This window comes from Streptomyces celluloflavus (assembly GCA_000720995.1).
GTDB classification, from domain to species: domain Bacteria; phylum Actinomycetota; class Actinomycetes; order Streptomycetales; family Streptomycetaceae; genus Streptomyces; species Streptomyces celluloflavus.
Genome location: JOEL01000010.1, coordinates 166,900 through 186,787 on the forward strand (window position 1 = coordinate 166,900; position 19,888 = coordinate 186,787).

The 19,888-nt window shown below is 69.3% G+C and carries 23 protein-coding genes; 9 read left to right on the plus strand and 14 right to left on the minus strand.

From position 1 onward, the window contains the following. Positions 1–4 precede the first annotated feature (4 nt). From IH09_RS36995 to IH09_RS11745, 10 genes are all read right to left on the minus strand, one after another. Positions 5–1,477: a flavoprotein gene (locus tag IH09_RS36995; RefSeq protein WP_110952224.1), complete on the minus strand. Its 1,473-nt coding sequence runs from the start codon at positions 1,475–1,477 to the stop codon at positions 5–7. Then, positions 1,474–2,436, minus strand: coding sequence for an LLM class flavin-dependent oxidoreductase (locus IH09_RS11710; protein WP_052856098.1), 963 nt, complete (start codon positions 2,434–2,436; stop codon positions 1,474–1,476). The genes IH09_RS36995 and IH09_RS11710 overlap by 4 nt, the downstream gene beginning before the upstream one ends. Beyond that, complete coding sequence (locus IH09_RS11715) at positions 2,433–4,244, minus strand: ABC transporter ATP-binding protein (protein ID WP_052856099.1); 1,812 nt, start codon at positions 4,242–4,244, stop codon at positions 2,433–2,435. Before IH09_RS11715 ends, IH09_RS11710 begins: the two co-directional genes overlap by 4 nt. 12 nt (positions 4,245–4,256) lie before the next feature. After that, entirely contained in the window at positions 4,257–5,264 is a 1,008-nt protein-coding gene (locus IH09_RS11720) for a methyltransferase (RefSeq protein ID WP_052856100.1), read from the minus strand. A 124-nt stretch (positions 5,265–5,388) separates the two neighbouring features. Next, positions 5,389–5,565, minus strand: a complete 177-nt coding sequence (locus IH09_RS38965; RefSeq protein WP_165484722.1) for an LxmA leader domain family RiPP — start codon at positions 5,563–5,565, stop codon at positions 5,389–5,391. Between the two features lie 58 nt (positions 5,566–5,623). Beyond that, positions 5,624–5,830 carry an LxmA leader domain family RiPP gene (locus IH09_RS11725; RefSeq protein WP_052856101.1) on the minus strand — a complete coding sequence of 69 codons (207 nt, stop codon included), beginning with the start codon at positions 5,828–5,830 and terminating at the stop codon, positions 5,624–5,626. A 66-nt stretch (positions 5,831–5,896) separates the two neighbouring features. Continuing rightward, on the minus strand, positions 5,897–6,880 hold the full coding sequence (locus IH09_RS11730) for a T3SS effector HopA1 family protein (protein WP_052856102.1): 984 nt from the start codon (positions 6,878–6,880) through the stop codon (positions 5,897–5,899). Then, positions 6,877–8,040, minus strand: coding sequence for a class V lanthionine synthetase subunit LxmK (gene lxmK / locus IH09_RS11735; RefSeq protein WP_052856103.1), 1,164 nt, complete (start codon positions 8,038–8,040; stop codon positions 6,877–6,879). Before lxmK ends, IH09_RS11730 begins: the two co-directional genes overlap by 4 nt. A gap of 246 nt (positions 8,041–8,286) precedes the next feature. Then, a complete protein-coding gene (locus IH09_RS11740; RefSeq protein WP_052856104.1) occupies positions 8,287–8,964 on the minus strand; it encodes a response regulator in 678 nt (225 codons plus the stop codon). Then, positions 8,961–9,692: a DedA family protein gene (locus IH09_RS11745; RefSeq protein ID WP_143682217.1), complete on the minus strand. Its 732-nt coding sequence runs from the start codon at positions 9,690–9,692 to the stop codon at positions 8,961–8,963. The genes IH09_RS11740 and IH09_RS11745 overlap by 4 nt, the downstream gene beginning before the upstream one ends. Before the next feature lie 504 nt (positions 9,693–10,196). On the opposite strand from IH09_RS11745, the gene IH09_RS11750 reads away from it, so the two are divergent. Both IH09_RS11750 and IH09_RS11755 read left to right on the plus strand, forming a co-directional pair. Then, entirely contained in the window at positions 10,197–10,667 is a 471-nt protein-coding gene (locus IH09_RS11750) for a hypothetical protein (protein WP_240151107.1), read from the plus strand. Further along, positions 10,664–10,966, plus strand: a complete 303-nt coding sequence (locus IH09_RS11755) for a transcriptional regulator (protein ID WP_052856106.1) — start codon at positions 10,664–10,666, stop codon at positions 10,964–10,966. The genes IH09_RS11750 and IH09_RS11755 overlap by 4 nt, the downstream gene beginning before the upstream one ends. Before the next feature lie 650 nt (positions 10,967–11,616). On the opposite strand, the gene IH09_RS39805 is transcribed toward IH09_RS11755, so the two are convergent. The 4 genes from IH09_RS39805 to IH09_RS11765 are packed head-to-tail and all read right to left on the minus strand — an operon-like array spanning position 11,617 to position 14,009. Continuing rightward, on the minus strand, positions 11,617–11,841 hold the full coding sequence (locus tag IH09_RS39805) for a S1 domain-containing protein (RefSeq protein ID WP_110952225.1): 225 nt from the start codon (positions 11,839–11,841) through the stop codon (positions 11,617–11,619). Positions 11,842–11,851: 10 nt separating this feature from the next. Next, positions 11,852–12,328, minus strand: coding sequence for a WbqC family protein (locus IH09_RS37005; protein WP_318279436.1), 477 nt, complete (start codon positions 12,326–12,328; stop codon positions 11,852–11,854). Then, complete coding sequence (locus IH09_RS11760) at positions 12,222–12,890, minus strand: YdcF family protein (protein WP_052856107.1); 669 nt, start codon at positions 12,888–12,890, stop codon at positions 12,222–12,224. The genes IH09_RS37005 and IH09_RS11760 overlap by 107 nt, the downstream gene beginning before the upstream one ends. A 15-nt stretch (positions 12,891–12,905) precedes the next feature. Then, entirely contained in the window at positions 12,906–14,009 is a 1,104-nt protein-coding gene (locus tag IH09_RS11765) for a helix-turn-helix domain-containing protein (RefSeq protein WP_052856108.1), read from the minus strand. A gap of 154 nt (positions 14,010–14,163) precedes the next feature. Between IH09_RS11765 and IH09_RS11770 the strand changes: the two genes are divergently transcribed. From IH09_RS11770 to IH09_RS11800, 7 genes are all read left to right on the plus strand, one after another. Continuing rightward, complete coding sequence (locus IH09_RS11770; protein WP_052856109.1) at positions 14,164–14,592, plus strand: hypothetical protein; 429 nt, start codon at positions 14,164–14,166, stop codon at positions 14,590–14,592. Between the two features lie 11 nt (positions 14,593–14,603). Further along, complete coding sequence (locus IH09_RS11775; RefSeq protein WP_240151108.1) at positions 14,604–14,765, plus strand: ATP-binding protein; 162 nt, start codon at positions 14,604–14,606, stop codon at positions 14,763–14,765. Between the two features lie 524 nt (positions 14,766–15,289). After that, positions 15,290–17,092: a reverse transcriptase/maturase family protein gene (locus IH09_RS11780; protein WP_172451032.1), complete on the plus strand. Its 1,803-nt coding sequence runs from the start codon at positions 15,290–15,292 to the stop codon at positions 17,090–17,092. Beyond that, the gene (locus IH09_RS11785) at positions 17,085–17,471 is read left to right on the plus strand and encodes an ATP-binding protein (protein ID WP_240151109.1); all 387 of its coding nucleotides are present in this window, start codon (positions 17,085–17,087) and stop codon (positions 17,469–17,471) included. Before IH09_RS11780 ends, IH09_RS11785 begins: the two co-directional genes overlap by 8 nt. A gap of 264 nt (positions 17,472–17,735) precedes the next feature. After that, complete coding sequence (locus IH09_RS39810) at positions 17,736–17,939, plus strand: hypothetical protein (RefSeq protein ID WP_052856110.1); 204 nt, start codon at positions 17,736–17,738, stop codon at positions 17,937–17,939. Between the two features lie 53 nt (positions 17,940–17,992). Next, on the plus strand, positions 17,993–19,114 hold the full coding sequence (locus IH09_RS11795; protein ID WP_052856111.1) for an adenosylhomocysteinase: 1,122 nt from the start codon (positions 17,993–17,995) through the stop codon (positions 19,112–19,114). A 5-nt stretch (positions 19,115–19,119) separates the two neighbouring features. Next, entirely contained in the window at positions 19,120–19,662 is a 543-nt protein-coding gene (locus IH09_RS11800; RefSeq protein ID WP_052856112.1) for an NUDIX hydrolase, read from the plus strand. Positions 19,663–19,888: the final 226 nt, after the last annotated feature.

Genomic DNA, 19,888 nt, shown 5'->3' on the forward strand with positions numbered 1-19,888 from the left:
GTGGCTAGAGATCGATGAGGAAGCGGAGAAAGTCGCAGTAGTGGTCGAAACCGCGGTCGAAATCGTCCAGGTAGGCGGCGATGTCATGGACGTGGAGCAGGATCCGCAGCGCGGCGAGCTCCTTCCAGCGCGGGCCCAGGTCACGGCCGTACCCCTCGAACAACGCGTCGGTGAGGGACTGCCACGCCCCCTTGTCGCCGCCGACCTGCCACTGCAGCTCCACCAGTTCCCCGACCACCCAGCCCAGGTCGACGTACCAGGGCGCCAGGCAGACGTCCTCGCCGGTGAGCAGGTCGACACCGGACGGGTCGCGGCCGACGACGAGCGCGCCGAGACCGGCCGCGCCATGGGCGACGGCGGTGTCGGTGTCGGTGACCGTCCGGGTGTGCCAGGCGCGCACCTGCGCCCAGCGCTCCTCACCGAGGCTCCGGCGCACCTGCCCCTGGGCGCAGGCCGCACGCGGGTCGGCGGCCCGGCCGGTCAGCCAGTCGTCGAGCCGTGCCAGCCCCCGGGACGTCCCGGTCGGCGTCCCGGCCGGGGGCTCCAGGTCGTGCACGGCGCGCAGCAACCGGCCCAAGTGGCGCAGGGGTTCCGCCAGTTCGGCGGCGGGCCCCTGGTGCAGCAGCAGATGCGCGGCAGAGACCTCGCCGCGTACGTCGTAGCGGCGGGCCGGGCCGTCCGGGGTGCCCAGCGCCAGCCGGGCGTCGCCGAGCTCCCCGACGCCCTGGAGCAGCCGGTACATCTCACCGCCGGCGGCCCGGAAGGGCGTCGGCGCGAGCGGGCCCGGCTCGCGGCGCCAGCGGTGGCCGCCGGCCGGCAGCGCATGGCAGGAGGTCCGCAGGAGCCCGGTGCCGAACTCCGCGCCGGGCCGCGGCTGTTCGGGAGCGGCGGCCGCTGCGGCACGGTGCTCCACGAGCAGCCGGAGCGCCTCGGGCAACGGGGGCGGCACCCAGGCGTCCTCGCGCCCCGTGGTCAGGCTCCGCCCGGCGACGGGCGGCACCAGGACGACGTTGGGCCGGGCCGCCAGGGCGGCCCAGTGCCGGCGGACCGCGGCGCCTTCCAGGGCACCCGGCGGCAGCGCGGGCGCCAGGACGACCGGCGCCCGGGTGCACTGGGCGGCGAGCAGCGCCGGGCTGTCCGCCAGCCCCAGCGCGAAGCGCGCCATGAAGTGCAGGGTCGCGGGGTAGACGAGGATGACCTCGGCCCACTCCGCCCACTCGACATGCCGTGCCGTGGACTCGTCGTCGGGCCAGACATCGGACGAGACGGCTCCGCCCACCCGGGCGCCGATGGCCTGCGGCGTCACGAACCGCTCCGCGCTCCGGGTCAGTACGACCCGGACCTCCAGGTCGGGGCAGTGCTGACGCAGCAGCTCCAGCCAGTACGGGGTGGACCAGGCATAGGCGGAACCCGTCACCACGAGGAGGAGCCGGCGCAGCCCCGGGTCGAGAACGCCGTCGTACGGCTCGTCGGTCATCGGGCGACCGCCGACAGCAGGGCTTCCAGCTCCGTGAGGGAGGCGCGCTCACCGTATTTGAGGTGCACCCCGGTGACGTTGAGCACGATCTCGTCCGCGCCCGCGTCCGCGAACTCCTGGAGCCGGGCGGCGAGTTCCGCCTTGTCGCCGTAGAGGAACGCGCCCCCGGACAGCAGCGCCCCGGCATTGCCGCGCGGGTCCTGCGTCGAGGTCTCGATACCGGAGCGGCGCAGCATATCGGCGTAGTGCGGCAGCATGGTGTGGCCGGTGCTGCTCACCCCCGCCAGCTCGACCGGGTCGCGGTCCGGTGCCGCGAGCGCCAGCGGCACCATCACCACCACCCGGGGCATGGGGCGGCCGGCGGCCTCGGCGCCGGCGCGCAGCGCGGGCACCACGACCTCGCGGACGTATGCGGCCGGGGTCAGCCAGGTGATCGCGACGTCGGCGATCTCCCCGGCCAGCCGGGCCATCCGGGGCCGCAGGACGCCCAGGCCGATCTCCACGGGCGGCCGGGGTACGGGGGCGAGCTCCGCGCGGCAGGTGAAGTACTCGCCTACGTGGTCGACTTCGCCCTTCTCCAGCAGGCCGCGCATCACCGTGACGTACTCCCGCACGGCGCCGAGCTGGCTGCGGTAGGGCGCGCCCAGGAGGCTCGCCTGGAACGAGGCCGCGCCCGGCCCGAAACCGGCGACCACCGGATGGCCGCTGGCGACCGCCAGTGAGTGGGCCTGAATGGCGGCCTGGTGGGGGTGGCGCAGCGGCATCAGGGTGACGCCGGTGCCGGTCGGTACGCGGAAGCCGCAGGCGGCGGCGTAGGTGAAGTCCTGGAACGGATCGTTCAGCAGCGCCTGCCCCTGCCAGATGCGGTGCGCGTCGCTCCACTGGGTGAGCGCCGCGTACGGCAGCAACTGCTCCGGGCGGTAGGGGACCCTCGGGGCGAGGAGGGAGTAGGTGGTCATCGGTCGCCTCCGGTCAGGGCCGCGGTCGTCTTCTCGGGAGTCCCCAGTGCCTGCCCGTGCACCAGCTCGGCGTACATGGGGCTGGTACGCATCAGGTCGTCGTGCCGGCCCTCGGCCGTCACCTGCCCGCCGTCCATCACGATCACGTGGTCGGCGTGGCGCACCGTGGAGATGCGGTGGGCGACCACGAGCACCGCCCGGTCCCGGCCGATCTCGTCGACGAGGCGGCGCAGCCGCAGTTCGTTGAGGGTGTCCAGCTGCGAGGACGGTTCGTCGAGCAGGACCAGCGGCGCGTCCGACAGGCTCGCCCGCGCCAGTGCCAGGCGCTGGCGCTGGCCGCCGGACAGGTCGTGGTTGCCGCCGAGCACCGTGTCGAGGCCGTCGGGGAGCCGGGTGATCTCCTCTTCCAGGCCGACGTCCCGCAACGCGCGCAGCAGGTCCTCGTCGGCCACCGGTATCTCCCGGCCGATGGTGAGGTTGTTGCGCACGGTGTCGCGCAGCAGCGTGGCGCCCTGGTCGACGTAGGCGAGCCGGCTGCGGAGATCGGCCAGCGGCCACTGGTCCGCACCGTGGCCGAACACCTCGACGCGGCCCTCCTGCGGGTCCATGAACCGCTCGACCAGCCCGAGAACGGTGGACTTGCCGGAGCCGGAGAGCCCGACCATGGCGGTCAGCCCGGTGGCGGGGACGGTCAGATCGACCTGGTTGAGGACGGGCTCCTCGCCGTACGCGAAGCGGACCTTCTCGAACCGCACGGCGGGGGCCCCGGCGACGGGCAGCCGGGGGGCGTCGCCCGCCGCCCCGGCGTCGAGCCCCTCGGCCGGGAGGGCGAACAGGTCCTCGAAGCGCTTACGGGCGGCCAGGCCCGCCTGGATCGTGCTCATGCCCGACATCGCCATCATCAGCGGTGCGGTGAGCTGGAAGAGGTAGAGCAGGAACGCCACGAAGGTACTGAGCTCCAGATCGCCGCCGGCGATCCGGGCGCCGCCGCCCAGGATGACCGCCACCAGAGCGATCTGCTGGCCCAGGTTGATGACCGGGACGATCAGGGCCTCCATCGCGGACGCGCCGATCTCGCACCGGGCCACCCGCTCCGCGCGGCCGGCGAGTTCGGCCGACACGGTGCGCTCGGCACGGCACGCCTTGATGACCGTCAGCGCCTCCATCGTCGCGACGAAGTGCTCGGTGAGCGAGCCGACCTGGTTCTGGATCGCCACGTACTTGCGGCGCAGCGCGATAACGACCACCGCGACCACGCCCACCGCGACGAGGAAGGCCGCCAGGGTGATGACGAGCAGGACCCAGTCCAGCACGCCCATGATCACCATCGTGCCCACCAGGGTGACCAGCGACATCGGAAGCTGGATCGGACCGATGTCGACGATGCTCTTGAGCGCGGCGGCGTCGGCGGTGAGCCGCGTCGCGAGGTTCCCGGTGCCCTCCTGGCGGGCGGTGCGCAGCCCCAGGCCGATGGAGTGGCGCATGCTGCGCTCCCGCAGCCGCCAGACCATCTGGTGGCCGATCCGGGAGAGCAGATAGGTGGCCAGGGCGTTGGCGATCGCGGAGCCGAGGCCGACGGCGACCATGAGCCACGTCCACTCGGCCAGGCCGCCGCCCAGCTGGATCGCCTGGAGAAGCTTGCCGACCGTCCACGGGAGGACCAGCGTCGCCGCCGTGGCGATCAGGGACAGTCCCAGGATGCCGGCCAGCAGCAGGCGGCGGCCGCGGAAGATCTCGCGGAGGATGAACAGCCGCTCCGGGGCTCCCTCCGTGTTCAGGACCGGTTTGTCGGTGACCGGGGCGCTCATAGCAGTGATCTCCTAGGCCGAGAACTCGATCAACGACCGGACCGGGGTCACCGGCCCCTGCCAGGTCACCCGGAGGCCCGCCGCGCGCCCGAGTCGCGTCAGCTCCGCCACGGTCCGTACCGGCCGGGGCATCATGGCGCGCAGCAGCAGCTCCGTCCGGGCCGTGTCGTCGCTCTTCATGACGACATCCAGGCTGACGTCGGCGAGCAGCACCTTGCCGGTCCCGCCCGCGGCCTCGGCGCAGCGGCGCAGGATCGCGACCGCCTGCGCGTCGTCCCAGTCGCCGAGGATCGCCGAGAGCAGGTAGACGTCCCGGTGTGCGGGCAACGGGTCGAAGAAGCTGCCGGCCACCACCTCGCACCGGTCCTGCACACCGGCTTCGGCGATGTTCTTGGCGGCGACCCGCGTCACGCCGGGCAGATCGACGAGCGTGCCCCTCAGATGCGGATGCCCCGCCAGCAGGCTGGTCAGGATCGCGCCGGTGTTGCCGCCCACGTCGACGACGCTGCGTACGGCCGACCAGTCGTAGGCGTCGCGGATGAGCTCCGCGTCGAAGACGAGCTGCCCCAGTGCGGCGCGCTCGATCGCCTCGGCGCCGGTGGCGTCCTCGTCGAGGCTCTCCCAGTAGCTGCGGCCGAACAGCCCCACGTGTGCGGGCTCCCCGGTCCGGACGGTGTGGACCAGGCCCAGCAGCGCCGTGTCCGACCGGCCGGTCACCCCGTCCAGGCGCAGCGCCTCGCGCAGGGAGAGCGGATGGTCCGTCAGCAGCGGCCGCGCGGCGTCCCGCAGCGCGTAGCCGCCGTTTTTGTCCCGGTCCAGCAGGTCGAGCGAGACCAGGTAGCGGAGCAGGCTGTCGAGTACCTCGGTGCGGGTCCCGCAGAGCCGGGCCAGCCGCTCCGTGTCGTGCACCCCGGCGGCGATGTGGTCGGCCACACCCAGCGTCGCCGCCGCGCGGATCGCGGCCGGCCGCAGCAGGTCGGCCAGATCTGTCAGATGCCCGACATGAGCCAGGTCGTCCATCGTGAGGTTCCCCCAGGTGTGTTGCGGTGCCGACGGCGTGCGAGGGCCGGGTGCGGGCCGCCACATGGCGGCCCGCACCGGCTCAAGACCGGAGTGACCGAAGCCGGTCACTCGGAACGGAGGTTCAGCAGCCGTCCTTGACGGTCTTGGCGGAGAACTGGCTGACGATCCACGACACGGTCGCGGCACCGCAGGCCGGGGTGCTCGCCGGAGCGTTCACGGTCGCGTCGACCTGAAGCTCGGCGGAGTCGGCGTAGACCTCGTAGCCGGCGACGAGCTCCATGATGGCGGTGGTCTTCATGGCTTCACATCCTTCGGAAATGTCGGACTGACTGGTGGGAAAAGGTGCTGCGGGTGGTTCAGCAGGTCCACTCGTACGTCGCACCGCTGATGGCGCTGGCGGCCGCGCTGCACTTGACCGAGCTGGTGCGGGAGATGGCCACGGAGGCACAGATGTAGGTGGTGGCCGGAGCGCCCGCGGCGGCGCTGACGTTCAGCTCACCGGCCTCCGTGTAGGTGCTGTAGCCGGCGACGAGGTCGGTGATGACCGCGCTCTTGTTGTCCATGAATATCCCTCTCGTGGAATTCTGAGATGAATCCAGGAGGCGCACTCACGCCCCCTGGAAAGCACCTCAGCTCGGGGCCTGTCCGGCTTCGCGGGTGTCGGGGGAATTCAGGTTGATGTCGGGGGAGTTCAGGTTGCGGGAGGGGTCGGCGGGGTCGATATTGGCCGCGACGAGGTGGCCGTGGAGGACCCCGGCGAGGGAGTCCGGTGCGTCGGCGGTCTCCACCAGGGCCTTCGCCAGCACGCTGGCCCGGTGCTGGCCGAAGCTCAGACTGTCCATACCGGGGGAGGAGTCACGCGGCTCCCAGGCCATGGCCACACCCGGGCGGAGCCGGTGCGTGAACACCGAGGTCTCCTCGCCGATACCGGGCAGGCCGCCCACGACGTCGGCGATGTCCGCGGCGGCGTGCCGGTCCCGCTCGTCCAGATAGACGACCAGGGCATCGCGGCGCGGGTAGAGGAGCTTGCTGGAGATCACCTTCGCCCGGTATGTCAGCCGGTGCGTCTCCAGATGGCCGAGCACCGCCTGCCAGACCGGCCGCGCCGCGCTCCACTCCGCGATGTGGAGGTAGACCCGCAGCAGATCGGCGGATCGGTGCGGCCGGGTGCCCTCGACGAGGAAGAACCCGGGCGAAAGACCCGGCCGCATCGAGGTGTTGACCACGTCGACGACGCTGCCGGCGGAGACGGGCCCCTCGGCGCGGACACGCTCGGCCGGTACCCGTACGAGGAGCCCGCCGAGCTCGACCACATGCGCTTGGTCCCCGGCCACCCGCACCAGACCGCGCGCCGTCGTCTCCCGGTGCGGTACGCCCTCGGCGAGCTCCGCCTCGAACGCGGCGTCGCGCAGCCGGAAGGGGAGCGCCCCCTCCTCCATCGTCAGGCCCGCGTGGAGCTCGTGGTAGAGCGCGTCGGACAGCAGACGCCGCAGCTCTCTGGGGGTCTCCGCCTCGATCTGCCGCCCGCCCACCGTCGCGCCGGAACGGTCCGCGGCCACCTGGACGCGGCCGGCGGCGTCGAGCAGCGCACGGGATACGGAAACGTCACTCATCGCACTTCCTCAAATCCGAGAACGGCGGCGAACCTGTCCGGTGTGATCAGGGCGTTGCGGCCGATTCCGGCGGCGGCCCGCTCGATTCCGGAGAGCCGCTGCCCCTGCGCCGCACCGGCGACGAGCCGGTCCAGCAGATGCCAGCCGGCGAAGGACGTGGCCCGCTCGGCGAAGCCGGGGCCGGCCTCGTGGCGGGTCAGGTAGCCGAGCCAGAACCGCCGTACGAGCGGGAGCAGGCGCTCGATCTTCTCCGCGCCGCGCGTCAGCACCTGTTCGTGCGACAACTCGACGTCGGGGAACTGCACTTCGCCGTCGCCCCGGTTGGTGACGATGTCGAGAACCGAGCGGTACAGCCATTCACCGGCGAAGGCGCCCACGTCCCGGGCGGGATCCGCGGAACGGAACTCCTCCCAGTCCGCGATGACGGGCGATCCGTCGTCCCGCACCAGCAGTTGGTCCACCCGGAAGTCGCAGTGGGCGGGGACGCGCGGCGCCTCCTTCTCCCACCTCCGCAGTCTCTCCAGACCTTCGCGGAGCCCGGTGTCGTGCTGCATGAGCCGCCACGCCTCCAACTCGGCGAAGCTGAGCTCGTTGTACATGGACAGCGGGAGCGCGTGCAGCAGGCCGGGGTTCGGCAGCGCGGGTGGCGTGTCATCCATCTCGCCGACGGGGGCGGCGGCGTGCAGCGCACCGACCTTCTGCCCGACGGTGAAGGCGAGGTCCTCGCCGAACGTCTCGTCAACCATCAGTTCTGCGCCACTCTTCGCGGTCACATGGTCGAAGGCGACCAGCCCCGCGTCCCGGTCGTGGCCCAGCAGCGGCGGGACGTGGCCGGCCAGCTCGGGCACGCTCCCCACGAAGTCCTCGAACGCCAGCATCCGGCGCATTCGCGCCGCTACGTCCGGCGCGGTGCCCACCAGATGTTTGACGAATACCTGGCGCCCGCTTTCCGTGCGTCCGGACCAGGCGTGGTTCCGGCCCACCGGCGCGGACACCGAATCACGGACGAAGGCGCCGAAGCCCAGTCGATTCAGCAGTGCGTCAACTTCCGGGAACGCGTCCAGATCCGCCGGCCGGAATTTCGGTGTTTCCCTGTGCTCCTTCTTCTTCTGTTCCCCAGCGAGCGTTCCGCTGGACTCGCCCAGCTCAAAGCCCGGCATATCTCCCCCGTTCACTCCTTCTTACCGAGACGAGTATTTCCGGATTCCGGTGGGCCGGACCAGCCGCCATTGGTCTGCTGCCGCCAGCCAAGTGGCGGTGAAAAAAGGAGGGATGGCGTCGGGTTCGAGGCGGATGACGCCGGTCGACTGGTGCGCCGGGCCGGTGGGCGGTCGGCGGCTGGCCGGAAAGCAGCGAGCTCCGGCGGTGGGACCGCCGGAGCTCACGGGATCGGTACGGGACCGCCGTCAGGCGGCTTCGGGCGTCGGGGGGCCGGCCATGGGCAGCCGCGCCCGGTAGGCGACCATCGCCGCCTGTACGCGGTTGACGACCCCGAGCTTGTTGAAGATGTCGCTCACGCAGTCCTTGACCGTGCCGGTGCCCAGCATGAGCCGGCGCCCTATGTCGGCGTTGGACAGCCCCTCGGCGATCATGGTCAGCACCTCGTGCTCCCGCGTGCTCAACGACTCGGCCATCCGGCGGGCCTCCGACGAGGCGTCGGAGTGTTCCGCGTCGTCCTCCAGCTCCGCCATCAGGAGGGAGGCGGCGAGGGTGGACAGCACGGTGTTGCCGACGGCGAGCGCACGTACCGACGCCAGCAGCTCCTCGGGGCCGGTGTCCTTCAGCAGGCAGCCGGCCGCTCCCATCCGTAAGGCGGTGAGGACGGATTTGCCGACCGCGGGCGAGGAAAGTACCGCCACCCGGGGCGGGTCGGTCAGCTCCAGCAGGTCCTTGAGCAGGGCGAAGCCGTTCGTGCCGCCCGTGCGGATGTCCAGCAGGACGACGTCGGGGCGCCAGCGCCGCGCCTCGGCGAGTGCCTCGGCCCCGCCCGCGATCCGGGCCTCCAGGTCGTCGGCCGACTCGATGATCATCCGCAGTCCGGCCCGCAGCAGCGGATCGTCGTTGACGATGAGAGTGAGGGTCACGCACGTCTCCTGGCGGCTCGCAGGCGGCCCCACGCCATCTGCACCAGGAGGCCGCCGAAGATGACCGCCAGGGATACCCACACCGCGTTCTGCGAGACGGTCTCGGCGATGTCCACCGCGGGCTGCCCGATGGCGTAGCCGAGACCGGCGTAGAGCCCGGTCCAGACGGCCCCGCCGATCAGGTTGAGCGTCAGGAAGAGCGGCAGGCCCATGCCCACCCAGCCGGCCGAGGCGAACACCAGCGGACCGGGCACCATCGGCACCCGCTCCAGCACGATGGCCGCGCCGATGATCCACCGCCTCGCCGGTGTGTCACGGGTCAGCAGGCCGAGGCGGCGCTTGGCCCTGCCGCTCTCTTCGGGGCCGGTGAGAAACCGCATCATGTTCCGGCCCCACAGCCGGCCGGCCAGCCAGAACACCCAGGCGAACTTGGTCATCCCGACGATGCCGGCGGCCATCACCAGGGCCAGCGGGGCCTCGCCGACGCGCGCGAACGCGCCCGCGGCGGTCATGGCGCTCGGTGCGCCGGTCATCGCCTCCAGGAGTACGGGATTCGTGCCGATCAGCCAGGGTTTGAGCGGCCACATGGCGAACGAATAGGCAAATACCAGCCAGATGCCGTACCAGCAAAACAGGTCCTTCGACGAAGGCGCGCCACCCCACGGCAGCCAAGACTTGTCGAGAGGACGGGAATTGCCGACACGATCGTGCTGGGTCTCGGTGGTCAATCGGGACCTCGCAATACGAATGCATGTGAAGCGAATTCGGCGCGCGCGGTCACGGCAGCCGCGCCACACCTCATTCGCCTGAAGATTTCACGCACACAGCCAGGCATACGGGCAGAACGCCCGGAAAAGTTATCGATGCGATCACTCGCCGTGAGGCTCCTGGCTGGCAGCGCCTCAGAGAGCGGCGAGTGTCAGAGAGCGGCAGGTCGCCGTTGGCGACGCGCTCCACGCCGAACCATCTTTGACAGCAAAGCACCCATGCTTCAACGTCCCCCTCGTCAAATATTGGAGCATTAGCTGCGCTCGGGCAGCATTCGCGATAATTACACACACTGGAGGCTGACTTCAACAGCTCTTTACCTTTCGGAGTCCGCTCGTCACGCCCCGCATCCCTCGGGCGCGGAGCGAGTGCCGGACCGTCCGTCGCGGGTGGCCCGGCCGGCTCCGTACCGCGCCGACGCAACCACTTGCCGTGTCGGAAAGTGGCTTGTACTGTTTTCCAACATGGAAAACAGTTCACGCAACCCTCATGGGCTGGACGCCAGTTCCGCACGCGAGGCCCTTGATGCCGTCGCCGCCTCCCGCACCCAGGTGGCGGCGCATGTCGCCAGCCCCTGGTGGTACCACGTGGGGATGGGCGTCACGCTCGCGCTGCTCTTCCTCTCGATGAGCCTGCGGATGGCGACATGGGCCGTTCCGCTGTTCGTCGGAGTGGTGGTCCTCCTGGGCCTGGCGGTCCGGCGGGTGACGGGCGTCTCCTTCGACCGCTACACGGCAACTCCCGGCGCCACCAGGCTTTTCGGCATCTACGCACTGGTCTCCGTGCTCGTCGTCGTGACCGGGATGTACCTGGAGTGGGGTGCGCAGGTGCACTGGGCCATCGCCGCCGCCGGGCTGGTGGTCGGGGTGCTCACCACCGCCGTGGGGTACCGCGTCGACGCGGTCGCGCGCCACGACATCCAGGCCGGACGATGACCGACGCGGCCTTCGACGAGGTGATCCATGCCCCGAACCGGCTGCGGATCTGCACCACGCTCGCCGCGGTGGACGCCATGGAGTTCTCCGTGGTCCGCGACGCGCTCAAGGTGAGCGATTCGGTACTGAGCAAACACGTCAAGGTCCTCCAGGCGGCGAGCTACGTCACCGTCACCAAGGTCCGCGGCAACTCCCATCCACGCACCTGGCTCGCGCTCACCCCCGAAGGACGCCGGGCCCTGGCCGGACACATCACCGAACTCCGCCGCATTGTGGAGATGGCGGAGGCGGAGGGGTGAGTCCGGAGGGGAGCGGGCTGGCGCTCCGGCAGTGCAGCCTCGTGAGCGCCGCGGCATCGCGCGCCGCCAGTGATGGCAGGGCCGAAGATGAGATGCCGGGTGGGCGCCATCGCGTTGGCGCGGGTGTGCGGTAGCGGAACGTGGTCCGGGGGCGCCGCTCGCACATCAACCGGACGGGTACGTAAAGAGTCTGGCTCCGCCCAGTTGTCGATGACGGCGGTGCTGGGGGTACGTCGCGGTACTGCTTACGGCATGTGGTGCGAGATCAGCCCGTGCTCCACCGTCCGCTCAGGCATTGCTCACTCATCGCTCACGTATGGCGGACGGCGGAACCGGGCCTGGAGCACGGTTACCTACACGGTTGCTCCGGGCGCCGGCGACTCGATATCCGCCCACAACTCGTCATCGACATCCCAGACATCCCACGGCTTCGGCCGTTCCTCCCCGCGCCCCGGATATTCAGTCCCGGAGTGGCCCCATCAGCTCGGAGACTCGGTCAAGGGCCAGCTCGGGAGAACCAACCCTCCGAACTGGCTCTTTCAGGAGTTCAATCAACGGGGCGCCACCGCAAGCTGTGGTAGCGGCCGCGGTGTCACAACGGCTTACGCCGGGTCTTGGCTGTACGCCGCCGTTGATGTCATGCGTGGATGTCAGGCGGGCCGAGGCGTGATGTTCACTGCCCGATAGCTGCACCCGTCCTGTTTGAAGCCGGGGGCTTCCCCCTGGGGATCTACCAGCTGTCCTGGTGACAGCGCGCGGAAGCCTTCCGTCTGGATGCGGCAGTAGTGGCCCCAACATCCGCCGGGCGTCTCGGGGGAGTCGACGACGCCCCACCCTTCCTCATCGCGCCACTCGCGGACAGTCGCCGTCACCAGGGGCAGAACCTTACGGGTCCGTCTGCGCCGATGTACCGGGAGCCTCAGCTTGGGAAGCGGGATGATCCAGCAGCGTTGCCAACCCGGCCCCGTCGCCTACCGGGGCGCGGTTTCGCCGGATTGCCTGGACGCCGCGGCGCAGGACACGGGTGCTGTCGCGGTCGGTGGTGAAGCGGGAGTGGGCGGGAATGGACAGCCGCCGCTGCTGTCCAGGGTCGCCCAACGTGGCGAGGCGGCAGCGATGCCGGTAGTCGCGGCGAGCGAATTGGACGTCGTCCAGGACGATGCAGCAGTCCGCCGCGAACGACTTGGCCGGCGCGGTCAGTCGGGGCAGGGAGTTCGGCTGGTGAATTGCGCACAGTCCGCCTGGGGTGAGCAGGTCACGAGGCGATGAGTCGGCTGGTGAAGCCGTCGCGGATGAGGGATTCGTACGCGGTATGCACGTCCTCCGGGACCTCCTGCTCGATGGCGAATCCGAGCTTCGGATACTCGATGACCCGCTGGAGGTCGCCGACGAGCATGTCCAGTACGAGCTTCTCGTCGCCGATGGACTTCAGATAGTCGTCGAACTCCAGCGGCTCCGACGCGCAGAGGATCTCGACGTCGGGCCACAACCTGCGCGCAGTCGCGAACGATCGCCTTTCCATATAGGGCTTGGAGACCAGCAGGAGCGTGGTGGGGTGGATGCCGGCGGCGGCGAGGACCTCGCGGGAGAGGGTGATGTTCTGTCCGGTGTTCGTCGCGTCGGGCTCCAGCAGGATCGCCTCGGCGGGAACGCCGAGGTCGATGGCGTGCTCGCGGAAGTGGACGGCTTCCCCGCGGGGGAAGACCTTGGCGGTGGTGGGGCTGTTGCCGCCGGTGAAGACGAGGGTTGGGAAGAGCCCGGAGCGATAAAGCTCGGCGGAGTGGGCTGCGACGCCGAGGTCGTGGCTGCCCAGCCCGATGGCCACGTTGGCGGGCCGCAGCTCGTGGTGCATCTGGTGGTAGTCCCAGATCTGCTCGGCCTGGTGCCACTGGTCCTCGGTGATGGTCCGCTGGTCGTTACGCACGCGTCTTCTCCCTGGTCACCGTTGCCGGGGGCCGGTCCGCCCCTCGTTCATGGCCTTGATGCTCTCGATACTGCGCAGTTGGTGCACGAGTCCGTACTGCGCGGCCGTCCGGGCGGCCTGGTCGAGGACGTGGAGTCCATCATCCCGGCTCGCCGCGTCGGAGAGCAGGATGTGGCCATGAGCGGTGTCCAGTCGCACGCGTTGCATCGGTGAGTCAGCGGTCCCGCTGCTGCGGGCGATGTCGATGAAGTGCAGGGCCTGGGTGAGGTCGCCGGCGCCGCGGCGGGCGAGGGCGAGTTTCTGGTGGGCCACGGACCAGTCGTCGGGTTCGGTGAGGTCTTCGAAGTCGCGGGTCGCAGCCTGCATGACGCGGGTGGCGTAGTCGTGCCGGCCGTCCTTGCTCAGCGCTGTTCCCACCCATAGCCTCGCGCGGGCTTGGTCGCGCCGGGCGAGCCGGTCGTCGACGGCGAGGGTCTCGTAGTTACGGGCGGCGATCTCCAGCTTGCCGGACATCTCGGTGACGACCGCGAGGGACAGGTCGAGCTGGGCGACGCGGCGGGGGATGTCGAGCTGGATGAAGGCGGCTCGGGCGCCGGCATAGGAATGCTGGGCGGACAGCGGGCCGAGTACGGCGCCCTGATCGCGCTTGAGGTCGCCGAGCAGAGCGGTTGAGCGGGCGAAGAGATACAGGCCCTTCTCGTCCAGCTCGTGAGCCTTGAACCGGCTCAGCCAACGTGTCAGAAGACTGTCGGCGAAGGCGAAGTTCTGCCGGGACAGGGCGACCACGACGCGGTCGAGGTCGTCGGCCCAGGACTCGTACTCCCAGGCTCTGGGGCCGGAGGTGGTGACGCGCCGTCGGCTGGCGTTCTGCACCGGGCTGGTCATCTCGGACAGGAGCGTTTCGAACCGCAGGTGGACGGCAGCGTCCGCGCGGCCGAGGGCGGTGTCGAGGATGGCCTGGGTGTCGGGTCGGGGCTCGGTGTCGGCGAGCTTGGACTCCCACTTGGACACGGTCGCGACGGCCAGGCCGAGCTGCTGGGCGAAGGCCCGCACGCTCAGTCGCAGGGCGAGCCGCAGGGCCTTGGCCTCCAGGCCGGTCCAGTGGTGCACGGTCGCCACGCGTCACTCCCTTCCACCGGTCATCGAAGCAGATCCGACGAGGCGCCGGGACGGAAGTGGAACGCAAGTAGAACGGCCGGTGATTGAGCGCGAGTTGGCCGGACGTCACGCTCGGAGCGTCACTACTTGTCGATCCTTTTGGACGGTCCTGAGCATGGAACCCCTCACGGAGCATCGCGCCGTCAGCGGCCCGGTCGTGTACGGCTTCCTTCGGCTGATACGGGTCTCCCGAGCGCGGCAGGACGCATTGGTCGCCTCCCTCGCCGAGTACTGCCGCAGCCACGAGCTGCAGCTGTCCGGCGTCTTCACCGACCGCGCCGCGGGAGCGGGGTTCATGTCGCCGGCGTTCACCGGCCTGCTGGACGTGCTCGTGCTGCCGGACGTCTACGGCGTTGTCGCCCCCGCCATGTCGCACCTGGGCCCGAAAGCCATAGCGACCGAACGCGAGCGACAGATCGAATCGGCCGGTGCTCGGCTGCTGTTGGTCCGGCGCCCGCGCCCCATGCACTCGACCGTCCCTCGAAGCGGCCCCGTCCGCTGTCCGCACTCCGGCACCACTCGCGTCGTGGATGCCGAGTCATGAGGACCATCGCGATGACCAAGACGATCCAGAGGTTCTTCGAGTCCCGGCCCGAATCGGTCGGCCAGGCGCGGACTTTCACCACCGAGGCCCTGACCGGCTGGGGTCTGCTGGACCGAGGCGAAGACGTCCGGCTCTGCGCCTCCGAGCTCGCCACCAACGCGCGTGCGCCATGAGGCGCTCTGTTGTATCCCCGGTTCAACCGGGAGGAACTGAAGGGAGGTTCTTGGGCCTGATGACTTACCTGGACTCGAAAGAGGAAGGGGACCGCAGCATGTCAGAAAATCAGCGATCGTGTTCAAGTGTGGAAGCGATGCGTTGAGGGGCCCGCGTGATATGGCGAAAGCTGGATTGCCTGAACCCCAATCTCCAAAGGATGAAATGTGTCGCATCCGCCGGAAACCTGCACTTGCCACCGGCGCCGCATCCTGCGGTGGAGTAAATGCGTATCCACTGCACCCTTCGGATCGCGGGATGATTCCCAATGAGGGAATTCAAGGAGATGAGTGGGGCGCCTAAGTCACGCTAGATACGTACAACAGAGACGAACATGGGATCACCTAAAGGACGCGAGTCCCAAGGTGACGGAGGCCCCGTAGTAGTCGCGGGAGTAACGACCTGCCAAGGAGGACGGGAAAGCCGTCCACAGGGCGAAGGGGGCCAGGTGACTCGGACATCACGATGCTGGGAGGTATGCGTAATGCAGAGCGCCGAAGCGGTACTTGATGTCCTGCGTGAACGCGGCAGGCGTGGCCTGCCGTGCGATGAGCTGTATCGACAGCTGTTCAACCCGAACCTGTATCTGCTGGCCTACGGGCGCATCTACGCCAACCACGGCGCAATGACCCCTGGGGCCTGCGGGGAGACCGCAGACGGCATGTCCGAAGCCAAGATCGGGCGCATCACCGAAGCCATGCGCCACGAGCGCTACCGCTTCCGCCCGGTACGACGCGTTCACATCCCGAAATCCAACGGGAAGACGCGCCCCCTCGGCCTGCCGTCCTGGTCGGACAAACTTGTCGGCGAAGTAATCCGCCTCCTGCTGGAGGCGTATTACGAGCCGCGGTTCTCCGGCCGCTCCCACGGTTTCCGTCCCGGCCGGGGCTGCCACACGGCACTGTCCGAGGTGGCACACAAATGGACCGGGACAACCTGGTTCATCGAAGGAGACATCTCCGACTGCTTCGGCTCGCTCGACCACGAGGTCCTGCTGGCCATCCTGTCAGAGAAGATCCGCGACAACCGGTTCCTCCGCCTCATCCAACAGATGCTCAAGGCGGGATACGTAGAGGACTGGAAATGGCACGCCACTCTGTCGGGTTCCCCGCAAGGAGGCGTCCTCTCTCCGCTCCTGTCCAACATTTATATGGACCGGCTGGACACCTTCGTCGAGACAGTACTCATCCCGGAATACACCCGAGGAACCTCTCGGAGGAAGAACCCGGAGTACCAGAAGCTGGAAAACGCGATCTGGAACACCCGGCAGCGGCTCGCCAAGAGAAAGGAGCACACCGAGTCCGCTCAAGTCCGTCAGTGGCGCAAGGAGTTACGCCGCCATCCGGTCGGGGATCCGCATGATCCCGACTACCGGCGGCTGCGCTACATCCGCTACGCGGACGATCACCTCCTCGGGTTCACCGGACCCAAGGCCGAAGCCGAGACGATCAAACAGCGCCTGGCCGCGTTCCTGCGTGACGACCTCAAGCTGGAGCTCAACCAGAGCAAGACGCTGATCACCCACGGCCGCACCCAGGCGGCCCGCTTCCTCGGCTACGACATCACCGTCCAACACGCTGACGCCAAGGTCTCCCGGGGCGGCCGTGTCAATCGCGGCATGCGCTCCATCAACGGGAAGGTCTCGCTCCGCGTGCCCAAGGACGTGATCAAGGCCAAATGCGCCCCGTTCGTCAAGCACGGCAAACCCGCGCACCTGGACCCACTGACTGGATGCACACCCTTCGACATCATCAGTCTCTACGGAGCCCAGTACCGGGGCATCGTCCAGTACTACCTGCTGGCCGGCGACGTGTGGAAACTCGACCGGCTCAAGGGGGTCATGCTGACCTCCCTGCTCAAGACTCTGGCCGCCAAGCACCGGTCAAGGGTGACCACGATGGCCAACCGCTACAAAACGACCATCAAGACACCCCAGGGACCACGCAGGTGCTTCGAAGCCAGAATCGAACGAGAGGGCAGGAAACCACTGGTCGCACGGTTCGGCGGCATTCCCCTCACCCGGAAACGGACGGCCGTCCTCGACGACCTTCCGTCCACCATGTTCACCCCGCGCAGCCGACCGCGCGGCAGCCAGCTCATCGACCGGCTCCAACGCGGACGGTGTGAACTCTGCGAGAGGCGAACTGAGGTGCAAGTACACCAAATTCGCTCACTGGCAGAGCTACACGGCCGGGAAGAACGACCCGCCTGGGCGCTACTGATGCTCAAGAAGCGGCGCAGAACCCTTGTGGTCTGCCCGCCCTGTCACGGAGGCATCCATGCGTGACCTGGGTGAGAACCACGCAGCAGTCACTGGAGAGCCCGCTGCACCGAAAAGGTGCACGGCGGGTTCGGGCCGGAGGCCACTGGAAAAGGACCCGCACAGCGGAAACCTCGCCAGTGGCCTACCGGTACTGGTCCACGGCACCGCCCCCGGACATGGCTTCCTGATCAAGCTCGACGCCGACGAGGAAGTCGTACGCCTGGAAGTGCACGACAGCCGCAGCCAGCACCCCCAGGCTCGCCGGGCCGCCGACACCGACACCTCCGGACGCGGACTGGTCCTGGTGAATGCGCTCGCCGACGGCTGGGGAGTTCAGGACCGCCGCCCGTTCGGGAAGATCGTCTGGGCCTGCTTCAAGGCCGCGGGAGGGACGACGGTATGAGCGTCCTGATCAACCTGCCCGGCCCCGAACTGCGACTGCTGGTGTCGCTCGCCACCTGGACCTGGTTCGGCATCCGTCCAGACGACCACGAGGTCGCGCACATTCTGATCATCCATCCGTCAGCTCTGACCGGCCCGGGTGCCGCCGCGACGATCGGGGCGCGGATGCTGCGGCTGTCCGCCAGCCTCGGTGGCCTGACCGGGCCGCGGGAGGTCGTCCCGGTGCCGGAAGCGCTGCCTGCAGATCGTCGGCGACCACGTTCTGGTGTACGTCCCCGGCGCCTCCCGCCAGCTGGGGCTGCCCACCCGCCGGGCCTGGAGCGAGCTGGTCGCCCGCAACGGCGAGGCGGTCCTCTTGCTCGGGCTGGACCCGTTGCCACAGTCCGCCGGCCCCGCCGAGTTCGACGCCTACCCGGACACCGTGCTCGCGGCCGACCGGATGCTGTTCGGACGCGCTCGCACCCACTGAGTCTGCATCTTCCCGCACGGCCCCGGACGGAACGGATGAGAGAGGGAACTGCCATGGAAGCCTTTGAACGCGCCCGGCTGGACGCCTACTTCGCCCGGATCGCCGCCCAGTTCACCCCCGACGAGCAGACCGCGTCGTTCCTGATCACCCACCTGCTGGCCGAGCGTCCTGCGTTCGTCCGCGCGGTCGCCGCGATGACCCGGCTCACCGCGGTGCTGCCCAAGCCGAAGTCCGTCCACCCGGCCGCGAAGCGCGAGGTCGCGCAGACGCACATGGTCGACACGCTCACCCGCGAAATGTTCGCCCAGGCCGACGACGCTCTGGACTACCTCGAATCGCGGGCCGCCGATCAGACCGTCGCCTTACTGGACGTCGGCGGCTACTTCGCCCCCAGCCTCGCCGAGGTCCACAGCCGCTTCACCGGCCGGCTCGCCGGGGTCATCGAGGACACCGAGAACGGGCACCGCCGCTACGAGGACCTCGACAAACTGCCCTGCCCCGTCAGCTCCGTCGCCCGCTCGCCGCTGAAGGACCCCGAGGACTTCCTCGTCGGCCAGTCCGTGGTCTTCTCCACCGAAGCCGTCATGCGCGGCCGTGGCGACATCCTCCCCGGCCGCCCCGCCCTGGTGATCGGCTTCGGCAAGCTGGGCTCGTCGATCGCCCGGCTCCTCCACGCCAAGGGCGTCCAGGTCGCCGTCTTCGACATCGACCCGGTCCGCCGCACTCAGGCACTCTCCCGGGGCTTCACCGTCGCCCGCGACCGGGAGGCCGCTCTGACCGGGGCCGGCCTGGTGCTCTGCGCGACCGGCGCGATCTCCCTGCGTGGCGAGGACTTCTCCCACCTGCGCAACGGCGCCTACGTCGCCACCGTCACCTCCGGCGAGGACGAACTCGACCTCGCCGGACTCCCGGACGTTTACACCCGTACGCAGGTCGGCGACCACGTCACCCGCTACCAGACCACCGGCCATTACTTCTATCTGGCGAACGGCGGCAACGCCGTCAACTTCGTCCACGGCGCCGGCGTTGGGCCGTTCATCTTCTTGGTCCAGGCCGAGATCCTCGCCGCGATCAGGATGCTCACCCGCGGCGACCTCGCCCCCGGTATCCATGAGGTCCCCGCACCCGACCGCGAGGCCATCGCGGCGACCTGGCTCTCCTACTTCAACAGGTGATCACCATGACCGTCACAGCCGACCACATCCGCACCACCATCACCGCCTACCTCGATCAGCACCCCGAGGACAAGCGTGAACTCGCCATCGTCCTCGGACTGCTGGAGGACGGCGACGACCTCACCAGCCGCAAGACACTGCCCGGCCACGCCACCGCCGGTGCGATCCTCGTCGGCCCCGACGGGCGCATCCTGCACATCCTCCACAACGCGACCCAGAAGTGGCTGTTGCCTGGTGGCCATCTGGAGCCCTCGGACAAGACGCTCCTGCAGGCCGCCGGCCGGGAGCTCGCCGAGGAGACCGGCATCCCGCCCCGCGTGGTCACGCCACACGGCGAGACCCCGCTCCACATCGACATCCACCTCATCGACGCCAACCCCGCCAAGGACGAGCCCGCCCATCAGCACTTCGACTTCCGCTTCCTCTTCCGTACCACCGCGGACATCGGCGACCTGCAGACCGAAGAGGTTTCGGACGCTGCCTGGCGAGAGCTCGACGAGATCGATGATCCGCGACTCCGGCACCGCGTGGCCGCAAGCCTGCACTGACTGCCGGTTCTCACCGGCCGGTCGTCCCGTGTTCCTGCCCTTTGGCGGGCACGGACGCGGGACGACCGTTGTACGAGCCTCCGTCTGCCGTCGTTAGCGGCGGCGGGTGCGTTCCGCGTGATGCCCGCGGGGGGGTGCCTCTATGTTTTTCGTCAAGCCCGAGTTGGTCATGTGGTGGCTGCTTCGGGGGTTCGGGGTTCGTAGAAGGTTCCGTCGCGGAGCATGG

Excerpts from the sequence above, each read along its gene's own strand:
- IH09_RS36995 (WP_110952224.1), bottom strand. The coding sequence starts at position 1,477 with ATGACCGACGAGCCGTACGACGGCGTTCTCGACCCGGGGCTGCGCCGG.
- IH09_RS11710 (WP_052856098.1), bottom strand. The coding sequence starts at position 2,436 with ATGACCACCTACTCCCTCCTCGCCCCGAGGGTCCCCTACCGCCCGGAG.
- IH09_RS11715 (WP_052856099.1), bottom strand. The coding sequence starts at position 4,244 with ATGAGCGCCCCGGTCACCGACAAACCGGTCCTGAACACGGAGGGAGCC.
- IH09_RS11720 (WP_052856100.1), bottom strand. The coding sequence starts at position 5,264 with ATGGACGACCTGGCTCATGTCGGGCATCTGACAGATCTGGCCGACCTG.
- IH09_RS38965 (WP_165484722.1), bottom strand. The coding sequence starts at position 5,565 with ATGAAGACCACCGCCATCATGGAGCTCGTCGCCGGCTACGAGGTCTAC.
- IH09_RS11725 (WP_052856101.1), bottom strand. The coding sequence starts at position 5,830 with ATGGACAACAAGAGCGCGGTCATCACCGACCTCGTCGCCGGCTACAGC.
- IH09_RS11730 (WP_052856102.1), bottom strand. The coding sequence starts at position 6,880 with ATGAGTGACGTTTCCGTATCCCGTGCGCTGCTCGACGCCGCCGGCCGC.
- lxmK (WP_052856103.1), bottom strand. The coding sequence starts at position 8,040 with ATGCCGGGCTTTGAGCTGGGCGAGTCCAGCGGAACGCTCGCTGGGGAA.
- IH09_RS11750 (WP_240151107.1), top strand. The coding sequence starts at position 10,197 with ATGGAAAACAGTTCACGCAACCCTCATGGGCTGGACGCCAGTTCCGCA.
- IH09_RS11755 (WP_052856106.1), top strand. The coding sequence starts at position 10,664 with ATGACCGACGCGGCCTTCGACGAGGTGATCCATGCCCCGAACCGGCTG.
- IH09_RS11770 (WP_052856109.1), top strand. The coding sequence starts at position 14,164 with ATGGAACCCCTCACGGAGCATCGCGCCGTCAGCGGCCCGGTCGTGTAC.
- IH09_RS11775 (WP_240151108.1), top strand. The coding sequence starts at position 14,604 with ATGACCAAGACGATCCAGAGGTTCTTCGAGTCCCGGCCCGAATCGGTC.
- IH09_RS11780 (WP_172451032.1), top strand. The coding sequence starts at position 15,290 with ATGCAGAGCGCCGAAGCGGTACTTGATGTCCTGCGTGAACGCGGCAGG.
- IH09_RS11785 (WP_240151109.1), top strand. The coding sequence starts at position 17,085 with ATGCGTGACCTGGGTGAGAACCACGCAGCAGTCACTGGAGAGCCCGCT.
- IH09_RS11795 (WP_052856111.1), top strand. The coding sequence starts at position 17,993 with ATGGAAGCCTTTGAACGCGCCCGGCTGGACGCCTACTTCGCCCGGATC.
- IH09_RS11800 (WP_052856112.1), top strand. The coding sequence starts at position 19,120 with ATGACCGTCACAGCCGACCACATCCGCACCACCATCACCGCCTACCTC.